Source organism: Hungatella sp. L36, from assembly GCF_014288035.1.
Genome location: NZ_JACOPC010000001.1, coordinates 120,498 through 142,328, shown reverse-complemented (window position 1 = coordinate 142,328; position 21,831 = coordinate 120,498). Strand labels below are relative to the sequence as shown.

Annotated in this window: 18 protein-coding genes; 1 reads left to right on the top strand and 17 read right to left on the bottom strand. The window is 47.4% G+C overall.

Annotation, left to right across the window (positions count from 1 at the left end; all coding sequences use genetic code 11):
* Positions 1 to 4 precede the first annotated feature (4 nt).
* On the top strand, positions 5 to 1,597 hold the full coding sequence (locus H8S80_RS00625) for a response regulator transcription factor (RefSeq protein ID WP_117631441.1): 1,593 nt from the start codon (positions 5 to 7) through the stop codon (positions 1,595 to 1,597).
* A gap of 183 nt (positions 1,598 to 1,780) precedes the next feature.
* On the opposite strand, the gene H8S80_RS00620 is transcribed toward H8S80_RS00625, so the two are convergent.
* From H8S80_RS00620 to H8S80_RS34725, 17 genes are all read right to left on the bottom strand, one after another.
* Positions 1,781 to 2,836, bottom strand: a complete 1,056-nt coding sequence (locus H8S80_RS00620; protein WP_117631438.1) for an SIS domain-containing protein — start codon at positions 2,834 to 2,836, stop codon at positions 1,781 to 1,783.
* A gap of 29 nt (positions 2,837 to 2,865) precedes the next feature.
* Complete coding sequence (locus tag H8S80_RS00615) at positions 2,866 to 4,242, bottom strand: sulfatase family protein (protein WP_117631436.1); 1,377 nt, start codon at positions 4,240 to 4,242, stop codon at positions 2,866 to 2,868.
* Between the two features lie 7 nt (positions 4,243 to 4,249).
* A complete protein-coding gene (locus tag H8S80_RS00610; RefSeq protein ID WP_002600827.1) occupies positions 4,250 to 5,104 on the bottom strand; it encodes a class II fructose-bisphosphate aldolase in 855 nt (284 codons plus the stop codon).
* A 22-nt stretch (positions 5,105 to 5,126) separates the two neighbouring features.
* Positions 5,127 to 5,966, bottom strand: a complete 840-nt coding sequence (locus H8S80_RS00605; protein WP_002600828.1) for a carbohydrate ABC transporter permease — start codon at positions 5,964 to 5,966, stop codon at positions 5,127 to 5,129.
* 12 nt (positions 5,967 to 5,978) lie between these two features.
* Complete coding sequence (locus H8S80_RS00600; RefSeq protein ID WP_002600829.1) at positions 5,979 to 6,893, bottom strand: carbohydrate ABC transporter permease; 915 nt, start codon at positions 6,891 to 6,893, stop codon at positions 5,979 to 5,981.
* A 24-nt stretch (positions 6,894 to 6,917) separates the two neighbouring features.
* On the bottom strand, positions 6,918 to 8,282 hold the full coding sequence (locus H8S80_RS00595) for an ABC transporter substrate-binding protein (protein WP_002600830.1): 1,365 nt from the start codon (positions 8,280 to 8,282) through the stop codon (positions 6,918 to 6,920).
* 130 nt (positions 8,283 to 8,412) lie between these two features.
* Positions 8,413 to 9,438: a LacI family DNA-binding transcriptional regulator gene (locus tag H8S80_RS00590; RefSeq protein ID WP_025530082.1), complete on the bottom strand. Its 1,026-nt coding sequence runs from the start codon at positions 9,436 to 9,438 to the stop codon at positions 8,413 to 8,415.
* Positions 9,439 to 9,546: 108 nt separating this feature from the next.
* Positions 9,547 to 10,893, bottom strand: coding sequence for an L-fucose/L-arabinose isomerase family protein (locus H8S80_RS00585; protein ID WP_117631434.1), 1,347 nt, complete (start codon positions 10,891 to 10,893; stop codon positions 9,547 to 9,549).
* Between the two features lie 202 nt (positions 10,894 to 11,095).
* Positions 11,096 to 12,436, bottom strand: coding sequence for a hypothetical protein (locus tag H8S80_RS00580; protein WP_002600833.1), 1,341 nt, complete (start codon positions 12,434 to 12,436; stop codon positions 11,096 to 11,098).
* 136 nt (positions 12,437 to 12,572) lie between these two features.
* Positions 12,573 to 13,433, bottom strand: a complete 861-nt coding sequence (locus tag H8S80_RS00575) for an AraC family transcriptional regulator (RefSeq protein ID WP_002600834.1) — start codon at positions 13,431 to 13,433, stop codon at positions 12,573 to 12,575.
* Positions 13,434 to 13,478: 45 nt separating this feature from the next.
* Entirely contained in the window at positions 13,479 to 14,210 is a 732-nt protein-coding gene (locus H8S80_RS00570) for a sulfite exporter TauE/SafE family protein (protein ID WP_117631556.1), read from the bottom strand.
* Between the two features lie 290 nt (positions 14,211 to 14,500).
* Positions 14,501 to 15,298: a sulfite exporter TauE/SafE family protein gene (locus H8S80_RS00565; protein ID WP_025530079.1), complete on the bottom strand. Its 798-nt coding sequence runs from the start codon at positions 15,296 to 15,298 to the stop codon at positions 14,501 to 14,503.
* A 36-nt stretch (positions 15,299 to 15,334) separates the two neighbouring features.
* Complete coding sequence (nagA, locus tag H8S80_RS00560) at positions 15,335 to 16,480, bottom strand: N-acetylglucosamine-6-phosphate deacetylase (RefSeq protein ID WP_117631554.1); 1,146 nt, start codon at positions 16,478 to 16,480, stop codon at positions 15,335 to 15,337.
* Between the two features lie 174 nt (positions 16,481 to 16,654).
* On the bottom strand, positions 16,655 to 18,148 hold the full coding sequence (locus H8S80_RS00555; RefSeq protein WP_002600838.1) for a lactate racemase domain-containing protein: 1,494 nt from the start codon (positions 18,146 to 18,148) through the stop codon (positions 16,655 to 16,657).
* Positions 18,149 to 18,175: 27 nt separating this feature from the next.
* Entirely contained in the window at positions 18,176 to 19,012 is an 837-nt protein-coding gene (locus H8S80_RS00550; RefSeq protein WP_025530078.1) for a triose-phosphate isomerase, read from the bottom strand.
* A gap of 18 nt (positions 19,013 to 19,030) precedes the next feature.
* Positions 19,031 to 20,230 carry a diphosphate--fructose-6-phosphate 1-phosphotransferase gene (locus H8S80_RS00545; protein WP_117631433.1) on the bottom strand — a complete coding sequence of 400 codons (1,200 nt, stop codon included), beginning with the start codon at positions 20,228 to 20,230 and terminating at the stop codon, positions 19,031 to 19,033.
* Positions 20,231 to 20,791: 561 nt separating this feature from the next.
* Positions 20,792 to 21,826, bottom strand: coding sequence for a Gfo/Idh/MocA family protein (locus tag H8S80_RS34725; protein WP_117631431.1), 1,035 nt, complete (start codon positions 21,824 to 21,826; stop codon positions 20,792 to 20,794).
* Positions 21,827 to 21,831 lie beyond the last annotated feature (5 nt).

Sequence of the window (21,831 nt, the reverse complement as noted above, 5' to 3'; positions counted from 1 at the left end):
ATTTATGAAGGTACTGATTGTGGACGATGAGCCTCATCTGATCCATGCGATCAAGGCTCTGGTTCCCTGGCAGGAATATGACATTGATAAGGTTCTCTCTGCCACCACAGCCGCGGAGGCCCGGGAACTGTTAAGCCGTGAGCAGCCGCAGCTGGCTTTCTTTGATATTATGATCGGAGACGAGCGCGGAACCGATCTTATGAATTACGTCGTCGAACAGAAGATTTCCTCCAAAGTCATTGCCATATCCGGTTACAGTGATTTTGAATACGTCAGAAGCATGCTGGTCTTAGGCTGCGTTGATTATCTGCTGAAACCCCTGGAACGGACCGCCCTGCTGGCGGCAGTTGAAAAGGCAGTCAATACCTGGAAGGAGGACCGCAGGAAAAACGATGACGCCCGGTCGCTGCTTCATCAGATCAATTACTTAAGTTCCGAACGAAGACACACGCTTCTTTCCCAGCTGCTCTCTCCCGCGGCCAGCCAGGCGGCTTATCAGGAGCTGTCCTCCTTAAGCGACAGTTTTTCCAAAGCCGATACCTGCCTCATCTTTTACAGTGATTTAACATTTTATCCTTCAGAGGAGGATGCCGCCTTTCAGCGCAGCTTCACAGCATTTTTTGATATGATGAAAACAGATTTGGAGAGCCGCGGGCTGGGCGCTGCAATTCTGCGCCATTGGAATCCCCATGATGCCGCAGTGATCCTCTATGGACGAACAGACCGGGGGCTTAACTCCGTTCAGACGGCCGTCTCTCATTTCCGGCGCCAGTCCGGCTATCCCTTCCACTTTGGATGCTGTTCCGGCAGCAACAGGCCGGAAGATATTCTGTCAGCCTACGATTCCGCCCGCAGAGCCTTCTACAGTATGGAAGTCAATCAGAATGGCAGAACTCCTCTCATCGCCGTGCTGCCGGGATTCTTTCACACCACACCGCCTGCAGATGACAGAAATGAGGCGCAGCTTCTGTCATCCATCATGCTGAATGAGGAAAAGACGATTACAGCCAGTGTACAGCAGTGGCTCTCCGGTATGCTTCTTTCTGCGCCGGTCACTTATGGTGCCATAAAAAGAATCAGTACCGATTTTGAAACTATGTATTCCCACTGGTGCGGGTACTTTACAGAACGCTATCCCGGTTTTACACCTGGTAACGCCTCAGCCCTGACTCCCTGCAGTCTCTTCGACGAAGCTTACCATTTTCAGGCAGAACATGCAGCCAGCCGGTGCAGGGAGATTTTGATAGAGCTGGCTGCGAATCTTCATGACGTCTGTCGATCCGGCGATGTTTTCCGACAGATCGGCAGCTATCTGGAAATCAACTACAACCAGCCCTTCGATCAGACGGAATACGCAGAGCTGTTTCACATGAATAAGGATTATCTGTGCAGAAAATTTAAGGAGGCTTACGGTGTGAGCATGGTAACCCGTTTGAATGAAATACGGATCGAGCATGCAAAGAAGCTGCTGCGCTCCAGCAGCGCTAAGATTACAGATATTGCGATTCAGATTGGGTATAATGATGAAAAGTATTTTATCAGAACCTTTAAGAAGTGTACTGGGATGACACCAAATGAATATCGTCATAGTAAGTGATGGGGAATTTAGGGACTGGAGGTGGAGGGAGGCGGGGTTTTGGGGGGCTAAGTCCGCCATGCACCTCATGACCTGCGGTCATTCGGTCGCGGGCTTCGCCCTATGAAAAACGGCACACAAAAAATTGCTTATGTGCGAGCACAACGCAATTTTCTGCATACCGTTTTTCGCATGGCTCATTGCCTACGCGGATATCACAATCGCCTGGGATAAATGCCTTGGTGTATCTGCATCAATCCCCTTCTTTTCTGCAATATAATAGCCTATAAACTGACCGATGAATCCAATAATTGCCGCATTCTGCGTATCGTTATAGCCATATGGCAGGTCGAGGCAGTAGTCCGCGTCTTTCAGATCTGTGGAAGCTGTGTTTCCGATTGCCACTGTCACTGCTCCGTATTCCTTCATCTGCGCGAGGAGCTTCGCATCCTCTTTTACGGTTTCAGAATGGCTTAAAAAGATAATCAGGGTGTTCTCGTCTACCAGGCTCATCGGGCCGTGGCGGTATTCCAGTGAGAAGTAAGCCTCCGAATTGGAGAGTCCCATCTCCTTCATCTTGTTCATGCACTCGTTGGCGACGCCGTAGTTGATGCCCTGGCCAAGCGTGATAAACAGATTCAGCTCCTCATGCTCTGTGATGATACTCTTTGCCAGATCATCCATCTTTTTTAACGCGTCCCGGGCGCTGTCGCCGTAACCGGCCATGGCTGCGATCTCGTCCTTCTTACCGCCTGCATACATTGCCATGACAGCTGCCAAATACACCATGCTGGTGAAAGAACGGGTCATAATTACACTGTCCTCCGCCGTATCCGGGGAAAGGATCATAAAGTCATTGTAGAGCGCGCTGTCCTGATCACAAGTAATCGCCAGCGATTTTACTCCTGGATAGCTTCTCACTTTATCGATGGCCATGCGCACTTCTGTCGTATAGCTCTTTCTCGTAATCGGAAGAACAAGCACCTTCCGGTTCTTCACAAAGGTCTCCGGGAAATAATAGAGCTCCGAACAGCACACCGCTTTTGACGGTATCGCGTTGTAGCTTGAAAACGCGTGGGCCGCTGCCTGGGCCAGATAGAGGCTGGTGCCGCAGCCGGTAAAGATCAGCTCATCGTAATCTTCTGCGAATGCCTTGTCAAGAACACCATAGATGTCCTCAAGCGTGTTGTTGATTGCCTCGAATGACTCCGGCTGTTTATAGATCTCATTGTACGTAATCTCACTGTTTCTCTTATCCATATTAAATAAATAGTCCTTTCCTAGATGTTCTAACTTTTAATTTTTTCTCCGGCTTCCAAAATTACCGGTTCCATTTCTCCAGCCTGAACCATTGCCTTCTTCAGACGAGCCGCCAGATCCTCTCTGACCACCGCATATCGGGCATCTCCCGCCAGATTATTCAGTTCAAAGGGATCCGCCTTCAAATCATACAGGAAGTCATCCTGGTAAATATCGCTGCCCGGATACGTCTTTCCGTCTTTTCCCGGCGCATATACGGAGTACAGGTATTCCGGCGTCCGTATGCATCTTCCGACCCGGCTCTCGCTAATCTGCGCAAAGATTTCATTGCTGCGCGTTTTTGCGGTACCACCGGCGATCTCCGCCAGGTTCTCACCTGTCATACTCGTCCCCACATCAATTCCGGCCATAGCCAGCCAGGTCTTCGGAAGACTTGCCGTGCTTACCAAATCTTCTATCCGCTTTCCGCCGCGCCATCCGGGACCTGCAATGATCAGAGGAACGTGCAGACATGCCGAGTGGCAGGAACGCTTATAGTCATCGTATCCATTTAAATGGGAATCTCGGTTTCTCGTCTTGAAATGAGATCCATGGTCAGATGCATAAACAAAAATAGTATTTTCGTATATTCCCAGTTCCCTGCACTTTTCTACCAGACGGCCCAGATTGTCATCAAGGCTTTTACAGCACCCGAGATAATCGGCATACTCTTCCGCGGCATTGCTGCCAGGCAGTTTTAAATCTTCCGGCAATTCAAAATCCGCAAACCGCTGTTTCGAACCTTCCGGCCCCTCATAATGCTCCCTGTCATTTTGATGATGGGGTTCAATATGGGATATTGTCATAAAGAACGGTTCCTTGTTGTCATACTGGTCTAAGAATTCAAGCGCATAGTCTGTGATACAGTCTACACGGTAACCATCAAAATCATGGCGCTTGTTATTTTCATCGTATACATAACCGCCGTATCCGTGGGAAGTAAACTCCAATACATCGGAAGCCCTCCAGAATCCCCTGTAGCCTCCGCGCCTTTCTAACGGAACAGGCTTTGTTTTGTAGTCATCCTCTCCTTCTCCAAACCGATTTCCTCCGCTCGCCAAATGCCATTTCCCAACATAGGCGGTCTGGTAGCCGGCCTCCGTAAGATAGTCTGCTACCGTCTTCACATCCGGAGGAAGAGCCTGATTATTACGCCAACACTCCAATTCAGTCGGGTACTTCCCCGACTGAAAAAGAGCCCGGCAGGGACCGCACACAGGCTGTGCCGTATATGCTTCCTCAAATACGACACCCTCCTGCGCCAAACGGTCAAGATTGGGAGTAATCGGCAGCTTTTGGCCATAACAGCCAATGGTATCCCATCTCTGCTGATCCGTAAAGTAAAATATGATATTAGGTTTTTTCATACTGCCATTACGCCTTTCCGTCAGAACCCGCCAAAAGTATAATTTTCTTTACATCTTCCATCAATTTTTCATTTGCATACTGGGACAATTTCCAGGAATGTCCCTGGTGATCGAGATTCTTAAGTCCATCCTCGTAGTGCTCTACGTATTTATATCTGATCTCTGTTCCAAAATTGATCTTCGCAACGCCAAGCTTAATTGCTTCCCGAATCACATCCTCCTTCATTCCCGTGCAGCCATGCAGTACAAGCGGTATATCTGTAAACTTGCGGACAGCCTCCAGAACATCCAGATGAATTTCCGGCTCCCCTTTGTAATATCCGTGCGCATTTCCGATACCGATTGCCAGCGAATCCGGTTGGCATAAGTCAAGGAAATGTCTGACCTCCTCCGGATCAACAATGTTCTTATTCTCCATTACCGTTCCCAAATTGTCGAGTCGAAGCAGTTCTCCTATTTCCGCCTCAACCGGAACCTCGAAGCATTTGGCCACTTTGATCACTTCATTGGTAATCGCAGCGTTCTCCTCGACGGACTTCGTCGAGCCGTCTATCATGACCGACGTAAATCCCAGCTTCAGTGCCTCCATACAGCGTTCAAAGCTGTCACCGTGATCGAGATGGATGGAAACCGGTACCGATACACGGCTGCCGCACCACTTGCACACCTCTACAAACCAGTCATTACCGGAGTACGCCCCGGTCGAAACATAATGGGCAAGCATAATCGGGGACTTCAGTTCCTCTGCTGCCTGGCAGACAGCCCAGATAATGTCGAAATTGCCTCCCTGTGTGTTGATGGCCGGTATTGCATATCCTCCTTTTGATGCTCTGATTAGATTTTCTTTGTTTGTTACTATCATAGTCTGATTTCTCCTTTTTCTATTATCCCTTTACAGCACCTGCCACAAGCCCCTTTACCATGTATTTTTGGAAGAAGACAAAAAGCAGAATCATAGGCAGTGCACCTACCACTGAAATTGCATTGACTAAAGACCAGTCATAGGAAAGTTCTCCCAGATAGCGAAGAGCTATTCCTACAGACAGGGTTCTTAAGGAATCTGTTTGAATCAAGGTTGCCGCATGGAGATAATCATCCCATGTCATAAGAAATGAATAAATTCCAACTGCAACGATACCAGGTTTCACAAGTGGAATCACCACCCCGAATAATGTCTGAAAACGTTTGGAACCATCAACCGTTGCCGCCTCTTCAATCTCATGAGGCACTCCATCGTAGAAGCTGGCCATCAGCATAACACAGAATGGGATCTGTGCTGCAACTACTGCCATAATAAGGCCCGCTCTCGTATTAATCAAATGAGCCTTTCCGAGAAGTCCATAGAGTGAAATCATTCGGCTGACAACCGGAAACATCTGGGAAGACATTAATGCCGCCATGATCCACCGGTTCCATTTAAAATGAAATCTGGAAAGTGCATATCCGGAGATCAGCGCAATGAACGTAGAAATCAATGCAGAAAAACCGGATACAATGAAATTGTTCTTATAGTAAACAAAAAACTGATTGTTAACGGTCAGCAAGCTCTTAAAGCTAGCCATAGTCGGACTCTGAGGTACAAAGGTCGGAGGGAATAGATACGCCTCCATATTGGTCTTTAACGCGGTCACTACCATCCAGTAAATTGGAAACAACAGGAATATGAGAATCAGGACCAGGATAAAATACCGCAGACAGTTTAACGCGGTTTGCTTTTTCTTCATCTTTTTCCCCTCCTATTCATCTGCTTTTGTGTTTAAGACTTTATTGTAAATAAAGATAACACCGATCATCAAAAGCATCCATACTGTCGTAACGGCTGCGCCTGATCCCAGATCCTGACTAACGAACGCCTCCCGGTAGCTCAAGATCGCCAGGGTTGTTGTAGCCCCATCCGGGCCTCCGCCAGTCATCGTCCAGAACAATGGGAACTGTTTAAAATTCTCAATAATCGACATGGAAACCGCAATGCTGATTACACTCTTCATGCTGGGAAGGGTGATATGAAAGAATTTTTGTACGCGGTTTGCGCCATCGACTGTAGCTGCCTCCAGCAGTTCTTCCGACACATTCTGAAGACCTGCTAAAAGAAGAAGCGTCATGAGCGGAACCTGTTTCCAGAGAGCCGCAACACTGATTCCCATTAAAGCCGTCTTTGGGTTATTCAACACTGCGAGATTACTGACAGCTCCGCCGGTTACCAGTGACGCCAGGTATTTGATCAGGCCATACTGGGGCTGAAACAGCCACATCCAGATCAGGGCTGAAATGACTGTGGGGATTACCCAGGGTGTCATCATGACACCCTGAATAATTTTTGCGCCTTTTACTCCTCCATTTAAAATGAGGGACAGCGCCATCCCCAATATGAAGGCACTCAGCACTACAACAATTACAAAAATAAATGTATTCGTAATCGCCTGCGGCAGTTTTGCATTCTGAAATAACTTGATATAATTTCCAAAATTATTCCATGTTCCTGGTTTTCCACTGATAATATTTTTAATCTGATATTTCGTAAAACTCTTTATAATGGAATCCACAACCGGTACCAGGATAAATACTACGGTCATGACTACCGCCGGAAGTGCCAGGAGCAGCGAAAATAATTTATCTTTCGTCGTTCTGGTAAGACCTCTGCCACGATTCATACGAGTCCCTCCAATTACATTCTACTAATTTCCAAGAATAGCCTCTGCTGCTTTTCTAAAGTCTTCAATTGCAGTGTCCACATCTTTGCCGGATACTGTAACTGCCTGTGCCAGCGTACAGAGTTCCAGATTTAAATCACTGATCTGAGGTACGAAAACCTGCGCTTTTACATTCTCAGCTGAACCAGCTGCACCTGCAAGGACAGGATTTGTGCCTGTTGCGCCTTCCATTGATTTCTTAGCCGGATACGCCGGAGTAATATTTGCTAAATAATCATTTAATACTTCAGAGGTAACCAGATACTGGGTAAGCTTGCTGCAGGCTGCCTTCTGTGCGTCACCGTTGTCAACATACATCAGACAGTGAGCCTGAAGAATGCTTTCTCCTGTTCCGGATCCGCCTGCCAAAGGCTTTGCAGAAGCGGTGAATTTCTTTGCGTCCGGATTGATAGACTGAATTCCGTTGAATCCCCAGGACTGGTCGTAATACATTGCCAGCTGTCCTAAAGCAAATAAGTTTCTCAAATCTTTTAACTTGGCATTCTGAGGATTGTATCCCTTTTCATCTAACGTCTTCAGCATAGTGATGCTGTCTTTAAAGCCCTGATTATCGATACTGAGGCTTCCGTCATCGGCAAGAAGTGTTCCGCCGAAGTTAAAGATCATACCATTGATCGAGGAACCGGATACCGGTACAGAAGCTGTCGTCTGACCAAATGCATAAACCGGATTTCCGTTGGAATCCTTCAGCTGGGAAAGCTTTTCCGCATATTCAAGCATTTCATCATAGGTAGCGGGCGGTGAATTCGGATCCAGGCCTGCCTGCTCAAACAGTTCCGTATTGTAATAGAGTACGTATGGAGAAACATACATCGGCAGTCCGTAAGGCTTTCCGTCAATATTGAACGAATCCAGGATCGCCGGATAGAAATCTGCCAGATAATCTGCCGGCAGTACTTCGTCCACCGGTATGGTCAGCCCTGCATCCGCAAGACCTGGCACCCAGCCGATCTCACCAAATATCATATCGATGCGGTCGCCGCCTCCGGCCATGTTGATTACCTGATTTACAATCTCTCCGTAAGGAGCTGTTACCCATTCGATCGTGATATTTGGATTCTTGGCTTCGAAATCTGTCTTCACACCATTCCAGAACTCCTCATATCCCTGCTCCAGAAGCGCATAGTTAGCAAACTTGATTGTAACCGGTTCGGTAATCTCTGCTTCTGTAGTCTGTTCTTCTGTTGATGCAGCCTCTGTTTTCGCTGCTTCCGTCTTCGCCGCCTCTGTCTTTGCCGCTTCCGTCGGACTTGCAGTTCCTCCGCCTGAACATGCAGTTGTAAACACCATTGCCGCCGCCATTGTAAGTGCCATTAACCTTTTTTTCATGTAAATACCCTCTCTTTCTTTCCATTTTAGCTCTTTATCTAATATTATAAAAACCCTCGTCCCCGCTGCAAATACTTTTCCCTCAATACTTGTACACACGTGTGTACACTTCGCAGCAGAACTGCTGTCTTTATAAATTATTCGCAGTTCGTGTGCTGTCCCGTACAATCAGTTTCGTTTCAAACTGAGCGTTTTCCGGCCGTTCACCTCCGATCATTCCTGTCATCATTTCAATTGCAGCCTTACTGATCTCTTCCCTCTGCATCTCAAGTGTTGTCAGTGTCGGACTGCAGAACCGGCTTAAACTGGAATTGTCAAATCCGACTACTCCAATCTCCTCCGGTACCATGAGACCTGCATTAATCGCAGCTTTCATGGCAATGCAAGCCACCATATCATTTCTTCCAATAATTCCATCTACACGGCAGCTGGAAATCTTATCTGTCACCGCCTGTGCCAATTCCTCTTCATTATGACAGCCTGAAATAATTGTATGGCTTCCTGCCTCAAGACCGTTCTCATGCATTTCGTCGAGATAGCCGCTGAGCCTTAGATCAGTTGGTCCGCTTACATTTCCCCGACGGCTGATACGGTCGATATAGATGATATTCTTTTTTCCGGTTTCTATCAGATGGCGAACTCCCATTCTGGCTCCCGGATACAGTCCCGATGCCAGAGTCGCTACGTTCTCAGGTAATTTATCGTGTCTGCGGTGTTCAAATAAGAGAACCGGAATCCCGGCCTTACTGAAGTGCTCGACATATCCCATGGGAATACTGGTAGAACTGATGATAATTCCGTCATACTGACGGCTGATAACCTGGGACACAAATTCCGGAGTATTGCGGTTCGCGCAGAGTGAAATCAGGAATCCGGCTTCATATGCATATTTATCCATTTCGCTGACAATACGGCTGAAATACTCATTCGTAATCTGATCCGCGATGAAAAGCAGCTGGTTACTTCTTTTCCCCTTCAGCGCTCTTGCCACGTTGTTCGGCCGATAATGTAGCTTCGCAATCGCTTCTTCCACTCTGGTGCGTTTATCTTTCGCTACATAGCGGTTATTATTCACTACATATGATACGATGGTTTCGCTGACGCCAGCCTCTTTCGCTACGTCTGCCCTTGTTACGCGTTCCCCGTTTTGGTTCATCTGCACAACTCTCCTCGATATAAACTCGTGTGTATATATAACATTATACAATACTGTACCAGGAGTTGTCAACCATGTATTCACGTATTCTGCTGTCCGCCAATATCTTTATACCTCGACTACCGGTATATTAAGCAGGCTGCACACTTGCTTCATGGCCTCTACCACATCTTCCCATACAAGGCTGTAATGATGTGGAATTCCTTCATCGATAATTCGTTCTATCACTTCTCTGACCGGCCGTTCCACCTTCACGTTTGCCATGATTCCCTTCGTGTACCGGTCCATGTCAACCGCTTCGCCTTTCAGTAAAAACAGCTTATACTGGCCATCAATATTACTGAATCTGGCCGCTGTAACCTTGCCCGGCTTCAGCGCTCCATAAAATGCGGTTCCCTGTCCCGCCAACGGGTGATTACGCATCTCGATTTCATATTTCGGATTGCATAAGGACGGGGCAGCGTTGCCGCAGTGCCAGAATGTGATAACATTCTTCTCCTCATTGATATTAATCAGATCCGTTATAAAGCTTGGTTCTCCCGTCAGATAGTACTCTGCCATCTGAGTCAGTTCTGCATCGACATCACCTTCACATCCGATATTGATTCCGTCATCTGCCAGGCGTCCCAGAACCGCGCATGGTGTTGTATGTAAGTTTCCCATCTCAGGCCAGCACTTCAGCGTTCCGAAATCATACTGCTGGTCTCTCATAACCTCTTTCAGTGCCAGGTAAAGCTTTGAATGATTTTCCAGATGTCCTTCCGGCAATTTCTCTGTGCTGTATGACTCTTCCATCTTCTTCATATCGGCCTCCCAGGCCTCTGCAGGAAGAGCATCCATTTTGTCAAATACTACCTTTAAATCCGTCTCTTCAATCTTTACACCAAACGTTCTTCGTATCAGGCTTTCATCGAAGCTGCAGTTATAAAATGCGGTTGGACGATATCCAAGCAGACCCAGATTAGTATGCCTCATCGCCTTAATCGTATGGTAAGCCCTCAGGAGATTCTTCACTTTTGAAGCTGCTCTCTCATCGTCCAGACTCCCGTACGCCGTATGACAGACAGCCCCAAGCCTGCGCACCGCTGCTGCGTTCATGGTCATAGAACAGAGGGCATTGGAATAAAGTCTGTCATCCTTCTCAAATGGTACCTCGTAGGGCGCCCACAGAATGATCGGTACTTTCAGCATCTCCGTCAGGTAAGAAGCCACATCATCCCCCGTAAACGCTCCGTAAACCATGACAATTACATCAACTTCCTGTTCCTTGAATTCCTTTGTCACCTGCTCTACCGTTTCCCGGCTGCAGCCCATGACTGATGCACGTATTACGGAAGCTTCCTTCAGATTCGCTTCCAGCCAGTCTCCATATTCCCTGTTTCGTTTCTCCGGAAGTTCCTTAGGCCACCTCCCGGAATATGTAACTACAAATCCAATATTCAGTTTTTGCTTCATACATACCTCCTCTTGACTGAAGAAATAGTGCACAATGAGTCATTTTATAAACTCGTGTGTATAATACATATTTAACATATTCTTTTGCTTTTGTCAATATGCTTTATGGTGTATTTTATTTTTTTATTATTTATAATAAAAATGCCCCAGCCGGGAACTGTTGAATTTAACCGCCCGGCCGGAGCATATCTGATAACTTCTCTTAACCCATCAATTCCTTATCTTCCTCAATGACATTTATCTGTTTCATTTTAAATAAGTTCATAAACTGTTTTCTGTATTCACCAAATACTGTCACACGGTGCCAAAGCGGCATCCAGTTATACAGTAAATTTTCAGCCTTAGTCGTAGCTGCCAGCTTAGAGCGGCAGCCCTCATCCCCTCCTACATTACCTACAGAGGTAGAGGAATGGATACACACCTCACGTTCCGGAAAATGGAACATCGTGGTGGTCAGCTTTTCATTGGCTGGGAAAATGACCTGTACCGACGCACCTCGCTGATCTTCCGCATGACTCCTTATATAATATTTGCATGTGCGCGGGTCATCCTTTCCATAGATTTTTGCACAGGCAACGCAGTGTGCATATATAATTTGATCAGACGATGTATCAATAACAGGATCGGATACATAACCTGGCCGGCTGGTAAGATACAATGTAACCAAAGACGCCAGCGTTGCATTGATATCCGCCTCACAGACAGCCACCTCGCCTCGTCTGCTCATTTCCGCATGGGACAGACAAGGATACATATGAGTATTATTGGTATATTTGTCACCATAAGATAATGTAAGGCAGTCCACCGTAAGTGCATCTGCATTCAGCTCGTCCCGCATTTGACGCAGGGCCAGATACAATTTGGCACTTTCCAGAATATCTGCGTCACTTGGCTCCAGTACGTCCGCCGCTTCTGTCTTCCATTTTTGTACTATATCAGCTGCTTCGGCCGCATCGACTGTCTCAAAGAACCGATTTAAGTCTTCTGCTGTGCGGTTCACGAATTGACAGCCCCATACCTCGGAGGCTGCACTCTGTTCGGCCTCCTTGATCTTATCTGCGATAACAAGAATTTTTGTATTCTGCATTTTTTTAATAACTTCAAACAGCTTCACACCTTTGGCAATATCCTCGTAATCCATTGATGCAATCATGGGAACCGGCAGCCCCTCGCTTCGAACCGCAAAGCTTACGCGATTTAACATGGAACCTGAACCGCAGTAGGGTACATCTGCAAGAACGACAGGCAGACCGCCTTCTTTGGCTTTTCGGGCATAAAATAATTCAATATCCTGCCAGTTTGCCATCATCAAAACAAGAATACCATCATACTTCTGCTGATCCTGCTCATAAACAGCCGCTGCTTCCTCTAATGATTTGTAATAAAAAACATCAAATTTGATAAATGGCTCAGCTGCTTCCATGATTTTTAATATACGCGCCGTTTCCTTCTCATAATCAAAATTGATGCATGGCCAGCAAGGAGTTCCTGGCTCTTTGACTGTGACAACTACCTTAACTTTTGTGATGATCTGTGCATTCATAATATAACCTCCTGTGTTGTTGAGGGTCCCGGCTCTATGCCTTCCGACCTTTTTTGGCTCCTTAAGGTCATTATATCAGACGCTTTTTTTTAATCAACAGGCGGAAAAGCAGTGGTCATTTTTGATGAAGTGTTGATCAATTTTGATAAACTTTATTGCTGCGGCGATACTCTGATGGCGATACGCCAAACATTTTTTTGAACTGGGAACAAAAGCTGGCTGTATGGGTATAACCCAGCGTCAATGCAATTTCTTTTATGGCTGTATCGGAATAGATCAGCATTTGCTCCGCTTGAACAAGCTTGTACTTCCTGTAGTAATGGTAAGGTGTTTCTCCAGTGGCCTGTTTGAATATCCGAATAATATGCTCTACCGACAAATAGTATTTTTTGCTGATTACTGACAGAGAAAATGGTTCCGTATATGCGCTGCGTATCGTATTGATAATTTCATTCACAACATCAGGCGCCTGCCCTTTCATCTGATGCTCTTTAGCGGCATAAGATATGCCAAATAACAGTTGAGAAACCGTTTGTGCTACATCCAGCGCCTCATCCTGAAAGGACTTTTTATCATCCATCAATTCTGTAAGATATCTTGAAACCTTTACTACCGGAAGTGAAAGGAGATTGCCATATTGCTGAATTAAATCATTTAAAATCAAAGAAACATTCTTACCGTCAAAATGTATCCAGTAAAAACTCCAGTGCTTTTGTGCCTGTGTATAGTACTCGGAAAAAACAAACGGAGGTATTATGAGCATTGTATCCTGGGTCAGTTCATATAAATTTTCTCCAATACGGCCAGCCCCTGTGCCTGACAGGGTGAAGAGGAGCAGAAAGTTAGTGGTACCTTCCGGCCGGCTTATACGATACAGGTCGTTGACATCATGCCAGCCACAGTTGATCACGGTATCCAGCACTCCTTTTTTATCCTCCGAAAAGCCGGATGCCGTACGTACACGCCCATATGCGGCGGAATTTGTATGATATATCATCTTTGCATTCACTCCTTTCATGCTGTTCGCAATATTGAATATGTATCACCGAAGCCCGCCCTGCACCACAATCACCACTCCCGCAAATGCCATAAACCCATACACACACTTTCTCATAACATCAATATTGATCTTCTTGACAATCCTGCTTCCAAGGACACATCCGGTTAAGATGGCGGCAATCCCGAACCCCATTAGAGGGATCAGTGATACAGTCAGAAAACCATTGCAGGTCCTGGATATCAGGTTGAAAATTACCGTGAAGGAAAAAAATGCATTCAGGGTTCCTAAATACTCTTCTTTTGTATCCGTCGCTGCCAGATAAAACAGACTGGCCGGCGGCCCGCTGATTCCAAATAAACCGCCGCAGATGCCAGCCAGGGCGCCGCATCCAAACTTCATAAAGAATGTCGGTTTCACCGAAAGCTTGCCTGAAAAGGCAAAGAAGTATACCGACAGTAAAATCAGAAATACACCGAAAAATCCTTTCAGCTTTCCCGCGTCCACATAGGCGGAACCATGGATCGCCAGTGTGCTGGTAACCAGATAAACGGCGGCCGGTATTAGGATGCTTTTATAATGCACCGCCTTACGGTATCTCCAAAACATGGAAAATGACAGTGTCATGGTTATGACATCGCTGAGTGCCGGGGCCGCCGTCATATTTAGTATAAGCGGAAGAAAAATCATGATAATTACTGCACCGCCAAATCCTGTAACTGCCTGCACAAGTCCTCCGCAGAAGGAGGAGAAAATTACTATTAGTACCTGTTCCATCGCATCTCCCTTGCTGGTTGCTGGGCCGCTGGGTACCTCAGTTCCGCTGCCCGCTGGGCCATTGGGTACCTCAGTTCCGCTGCCCGCTGGGCCATTGGGTACCTCAGTTCCGCTGCCCGCTGGGCCATTGGGTACCTCAGTTCCGCTGCCCGCTGGGCCGCAGTGCACCTCAGTTCCGCTCCGCTCCACTTCGGTCACGGGCTTCGCCCTATGAAAAAAGCCAAAGGAAAATTTGTTTATGTGCGAGCACAACACAAATTTTCCTTTGGCTTTTTTCGCACTGCTCATTGCTAACGTGCAAATTGATAAATATTGTAAATATTGATAAATATAATCACAATCATTAAAATGATGAATAACTTGTCGACCACTTTGGAATCGATTTTTTTATTGATGATCCGGCCGCTCATTCCGCCCAGGATGCCGCCGATTACCATGAGCACTAAAAGCCAGATGGTGAACTCTGGTACGGTTCTGGTGACCAGGGAATTTATCAGGCTGGTGATTTGGGAGAAGAGAATGATGTATAGGGAATTCTGGGCCGCTGTTTTTGTCTCCATGGAGAAGAAATAGAACAGGACAACCAGATTGATCGGGCCTCCTCCGATTCCCAGGAAGGAGGAGAAAATTCCCAGCACGATACCTATGACGATACATAATGCCGCATTCGTCACATGGAGCGTTTTTATCTTATCCTTTTTTAGCGTATAAATCAGAGTTCCCAGTGTGATAATGAGCAGACATCCTGCCTGAACTGCTCCCACCATATCTTTATTCACAAACATGTCGGAAAGCGCCTGGAACATGGATTTTCCGACTACGCCCCCGATCGCGGCACCAATCGCTAAAGGTGTCCCTGTCTTCATGTCAATCAATGATTCCCCGCTCATCTTTCCCTTGATTACGGAATAGCAGGTCATGGCCAGCACCGTGCAGCCTGACAGGAAACTGATGGTTGAAACGCTTAAGACTCCAAATGCGTCAAGCGTAGGCTTTATGATAACACCTCCGCCAATTCCACAGATCGCTCCTGCTATAGATGCCCCGAAGCTGACAATCCAGAATAAAATATAAAGATATCCACTCATTATCTAACCGTCTCTTTCTCACTCATTTTTATATATTTAGTAACACTCTTTCCCCTTAACTAAGGTACGCACAACATTACATTCCTCATCCAAAAATACGAGATCCGCATCCTTGCCTGGCTCGATGGAGCCTACCCGGTCATAGACGCCGATCAGTCTGGCCGGATTCTCTGTCAGCATCGGAATGATATCCGTCAGAGAACGTCCCGTAAATTCCAGAAGATTCTTAAGCGCCTTTCCGGTTGTCAGCGTGCTGCCTGCGCGGGTTCCGTCGGTAGCCAGCTTCGCATCGCCGTCCACTACCACCACGTCATTGACTCCCAGCTTATAATTGCCATCCGGAAGTCCGGCGGCCATGATGGAATCCGTGATCGCAACCACACGGTCCAGCCCCTTAATCTTAATGATAAAACGGACCGTGCCCGGATGAAGGTGTCTGCCGTCACAAATCATTTCACAGTACACATCGTCATCTTCCAGTACAGCTCCCCAGATCGCCGGGAAATGCTGATGCAGCAGCTTCATGGCGTTGCCGGTATGAGTTGCCCCTAACGCACCGTTTTGTATGGCTTTTCGCGCCGTATCATAATCCGCGCCTGAATGGCCGATGGCAACCTGGATACCCAGGCTCTTGATGTAGGGGATGAAATCTACGATGCCTTCCACCTCAGGCGAAACCGTAATATATCGGACCTCCCCTTCCGCCTCTTCCTGGTAAGCCTTTAAAAGCTCCATGTCAGGCTTCTTTAAGAGGTGCTCCGGCATGGCTCCTTTGTAATCCGGACATAAGAATGGTCCCTCCAGATGGATTCCCATCAGATTCGCACCATGATGCTCCGTCTTCTTCCATTCTTTATACATATCGATGGCCTGCATCGTCTGCTCCTTCGTATCCGTAAGGACAGAACAGAGCCAGCTGGTCGTTCCCTGCGAAGCGAAGAAACGGCAGATTTTCTCAAAGCCTTCCGCGTCCGCCCCATTGACATCCACGCCGACCGCTCCGTGGGTGTGAATATCAAGGAAGCCGGGAACCACACGGCTGCCGCCGGCATCAATCACCTTGTCACAGGACTCATCTCCACAGCCGCCCATACGGGCAATCCGGCCGTCTTCCAGCAGAAGATCCAGCGTCTCAAAACGGTGGTTGTGATAGGCAGATGCATTTTTAATCAATGTTTTCACTGAAAAACCTCCCTCCATAAACTAGTACCCTCCGGCGTAAATACGCCAGTCAGCACTGGGTTAACTGTATAAAGCAATACCCCGGGCATTGCTTAGAACGGCCCGTCAGCCACAAGGTTCTGCCGCTGTAAGGCCGTTCCGTCATTGTTTTAACCAGAAATCATCAAACACCCTTTAGTGGTGCATATGAGCTGCACAGGCACAGTCTTCCGCGCCCTTTCCCTCATATACGTCGTCCTTCATCATCAGATGAACGGCTCCCAGCTTAAATGTCTGCGGAAGAGCAAGAATGTTCGGATTCGGTCCTACAAATTTCTTCTTTGCATCCTCCAGCGCCTCTTCGATGGTTGCTCTCGTCTTAAGTCCCATTCCTCTTGCATATCCCGGATCCTGAGCGCCGCAGAGGTAGATTGCGGAAGTGTTCATCTCCGCAATGTGGCCGCAGCTGATCATGGAGAAGCCGTGGAATGGATGGAACGCGTTGCAGTAACGATACTTTCTGATATACTCCTCATTGGTTGCAAAGTACTCGCCATAGCGGTTCATATCCGGAAGTGTATTCATATAGTCGTGCTGGAACATATCGTACATCTCTCTAAGATACGGCCACAGTTCATCATGGAAATATCCGTTGCAGAGAGAAGCGCAGATAATTACACAGTTATCGCTCATAATTCTCTTATGTCTGATGACCTGGGCGGAAATAGCCTGAAGCAGCATGATCGGATTGGTTCCCATGCCTTCTCCGTAGTGGAAGAACTGAGGCATACCAAATACCATGACATCGTACTTCTTCTCTGCCCACGGCACATACGTTCTCTTGTCTGCCATGATCCAGGAGTGAGGCTGCATTACCTTTGCGTATCCGCTGTTGATCTCAATCTGTCTGGATTTCGTATCGAGAACCGCGTCACAGCAGAAGAACTTCTTGCCCATGCATTTCTCCATGTGCTGTCCGATCTCGTCAAACTTTGTTCTCATCAGTGACGTACCGCTGACCGGAGTGAAGTCCTTCCGGTGCATAACCTCCGGCACATGGTGGGAGGCGATGGAACGCCAGTGCGTAATTCCTGTCGCGCAGTGCTTGTAGCCGCCTGAATATCCGCCATAAGGATTGCCCTGTGTATGGCCGATCAGAATAGCGACATCACTGTCGTAAACGTACTTATTCATCAGAACAGGGTCGCCTCTGTCCGTGGTTCCCAAATCTACCAGATGATCGTAATCCTCGCTGTCGTGATTGATGATCTGATGGGTATGCCAGAACTCATGGAACAGCTCGTCGCCCAGAATATTATGAATCTCCTGCTCTGTATTCTTCCGGTGAAGGCCGTTGGAACAGATCAGTAAAATATCTTTTTTCTCCACACCAGCCGCATACAGTTCGTCCAGAATCAGTTTAATGGAAATCTTGCGGTGGGACGTTGGCTGCTCTCCGCCTTTTACACGGTCCGGGAAAATAATGGTAACCTTGGAACCCTTATGCGCCAGTTCAGAGAGAGGTTCCATACCCATAGGGTTCCTGATGGACTTTAAAGTCTCCTCTACCAGACGGTCCTCCGGAATGCATGCCGGATCCGGCACGGTCTCACCCGGAATAAAGATGTCAGTTGTATCGGGAAGTTCTGCCGCCATAAGGCCGGCGCCGTATTCAAATGATAATTTCATATAAATTTCCTCCTGCTTTTATTTCAATTAATGTCCCATGTAGGTTTTAATGATTTCCAGATACTCTTCCGGGTAAAATCCAATCTCTCCCTGGAATCTGGTCAGTGCGATCAGCCCGCCGTCCATTACCGGAACGGAAGCCAGCATCTCTGCATTATCCACCTTTAATCCACCGCCGTACACAACATCGCATCCATCGGTGATTTCCTTAATATAGGTGCCGATCATGGTGATATAGTCCTTATCCGGCGGAATCTTTCCAGGTCCAATGGCCCAGATCGGTTCATACGCAATAGTCACCAGGCTCTTATCCACGCCTTCCAGACCGACAGCAATCTGCTCCTTTAATACCTCTTTCCATCTCTCCTGCTCTTCAGAGGTCTCTCCGATACAGTATAACACAGACAGACCGGAAGAAACAGCCTTTTTTATCTCCTGATTCAGCAGGCGGTTCACCGCTTTTGTATCCGTCACACCGGCTTCCGCAAGGATTCCCGCCTTGTCTTTTCTCTCTTCACAGTGGCCGATAATTGTCGTGGTGCAGCCGATGGCTTTCGCCGCGTTAGCCGTCCTGTTGGTGGTAAATGCTCCGAAATTGCCGCCAACCGCCGTATCGTCGCGGTATACGCTCTGGCATCCAACCTTAACCGGGCTGTTCTCACACAGTGCGCCTGCGGCCGAAATCAAGTGGGCCTCCGGAAAATACATGGCAAATTCCACGTCCTCACCGTCATATTTTTTTAACTGCTCCTGGGTATTGGATACAATAAAGCTTCCCCACTCTCCAATGGGAGCAATGCTGTTTACTCCGCCGTATTCCTTCGGAATATCAAATCGTTTCAAATTCAAAAAAATGTGTTTCATCGAATCCCCTCCTTTTAATCAGTACTGAGCATGCTGCTCATATAATTCCCTAAAATCAATAAAGTCTCTCAGTTCCGGTCCGATCAGAGGTCTGCACCAGCGGATAAATTCCTCTGTCACATCATTGCCTCGTTCGTTCATGCAGGACTCCGGAATGGTCCGTTCGTACATCATGACTTCCTTAATCGGTATCATCTCTGTGTGCATACGGTATACACCGTCAGCCTTCTCCGCCTCTTCATCACGGATAAATCCGACCATGACGCCGCTCTGGCCCGCTACTGCCGCCTTTAACGCCTCGCTTCCTGCCAGAACCGCTTCTTCCCGGTCCACGGGAGACTGCCATGCAATCGACGCCCTTCCGCAGATACCCGGCTTTTCACTTCTCGCCTTAATTCCCAGCTTCTTAATGACCAGTTCGGCTAAATAGGCGCTGACATCTCCATAATACGTGGCTCTTTCCGTCTTGAAGATCGGAGGAACAATGGGCTCTCCCGCTTCATTTTTCAGGCCCTCGCTGACGACTACTACAACTCCGCCCTTTTCTTCATGGATGCGTTTTACATCCTCTAAAAATTCCGCCTCATGAAAAGGCCGTTCCGGCAAATAGATCAGATGCGGGGCATCCCCAGGCTTTTTCCTGGCCAGTGCCGATGCCGCAGTGATCCAGCCGGCATTCCGTCCCATGGCCTCAATGATGCATACGTGAATCGGAAGGGATTTCACGTCTACGCCTACCTCGGCGGTCGTGGCCGCTATGTATCTTGCTGCACTTCCATAGCCCGGCGTGTGATCCGTAATTGCAATATCATTGTCAATGGTTTTGGGAATTCCAACGACGCGGATATCCTCATTCTTACAAACCTCGTAAACACGTCCGCATGTATCCATGGTTCCATTTCCGCCATTTAACAGCACATACTTAATCTCATACTTCTTAAAAATGGCGACCATGGCCTCGTAATCTTCCTGCTCCAGCGCATACCGGGACGATCCGATCGCCGTGGCCGGAGTTTCCAGAAGCAGCTTCAGTTTCTCCTCCGGGAATTCCAGAAGATCTAAAAAACGCTCCTTCAAGATCCCTTCGCTTCCCCCGATCGCTGCATAAACCTTATCAATTGTTCCGATTTTCTTTGCTTCCTCTATTACTCCGTAAAGGGAAGAATTGATAACCGCTGTTGGCCCGCCTCCATGGACAATCAAAACATTTTCCGCCATGCTTTTCCACCTTTCTTCTTTTTGTTTCTTTTTATGTTTTTGCGTACTTCAATGACTTTATATTAACACATTTCAGAGGGGATTTGCGAAGTTTTTACTCAAACGTTTGCGTGCAGAAATGGAGTTTGTATGATGATGTAAAAAAGAGGATCATGGGATTTATTTGTGAGCAGAGGATCTATGATATGAGTTATAAATACTTTTAATCTTTGTTTTTTATACTTATCATTGTTGTTTTTCTATAGATATGCTATACTACAAAAAGGAAAAACCGTGTTACAGGGTGGCGTTGGCCTTCATTCTTTAGAATGGAGGTGATGTCTGTGAAATTCGATTTTAAAGACCTGATGGCCTTTGGAATGTTTATTCTAGCGTTGCTGACATTTATGTATTTGATCTGTCACTGACCTACATAGAAAAACCACCCCTGAACTTTGGCCGAGCGACGAGGTGGCATTTTCTAAACTCTCATAAGGTCAACCCACCTTGTGGGCGGTTGTTCCTCTTTGTATCTACAATATATCATATTCCCATCAATATTTCAAGGATGCTTTTATATTTTTACTCTTCTGCGGAGTATTTTCTCTCAATCTCCCGATTTTCTTTCGAAGAACGGTAAATATCCAGAACAAGCCCCAGTGTACGTTTCGCATCCTCAGGGTCTGTCTGTACCGGGGTTCCTTCCCTTAGACAGCGGTAAAAATCCCGGATCTGAACCTCGTGATAATTTCCCCAGTACGCCTCTCCTTTTACCTCCGGCCCGACGGATGGAGACACGGTTCTTGGCTCCCGGCCCTTCAACCGAATGACTACTTCATTCTCTGTTAAAAGTGCCGTTCCATGTTCCCCGCTTATCTCTACCCGGATGGGGCTGTTGCTGGTGTAGTAATTGCATGCAAAAAACGAATAAACCGCACCGTTTTCGAACGTAATGGCTGCGTCTGCCACGTCCTCCACCTCAATATTGGTCAGGATTCTCCGGTCAATATGACCTTTCACCTTTACCGGTTCGCAGCCCATCAGATAACGAACCAGGTCCAGACTGTGGATGGCCTGGTCGATGACCACACCGCCGCCCTCCTTCTCCCAGCTTCCCTTCCAGTCACATTCATAATAAGAAGGCGGCCGCCACCAGTTCAGCGTGGAGAACGCACCTGTGATCCGTCCAAATTCCCCATTCTCTATCATTCGCTTCACTTCCTGAACGCCTTCAATATAACGGTTCTGGAATATGACGCCCAGCTGCCTTTTATTTTTCTTCGCTGCCGCGATCATCAAGTCAGCATCTTCCAGTGACAGCGCGATCGGCTTCTCTGTCAGCACATGAAATCCTGCTTCCAGACATGCAATTACATGCTCCTTATGTAAAAAATGGGGAGTCAGGACGTGAACCACAGACAGCGGCTGCCTCAGCAGATCCTCCAGCCTGTCGGAATAACCACAACCGGGAAACGCTGCGGCCAGCTGCTCCGCTCTGCTTAATTCCTTATCCACTGCAAAGACGAGCTCTGCTTCTTCCTTCATATTCTCAAACACGGCCCTGTAAATCGATGAAATCCTGCCACATCCAATGATACCTGCTTTTATCTTTTCCACTTGAT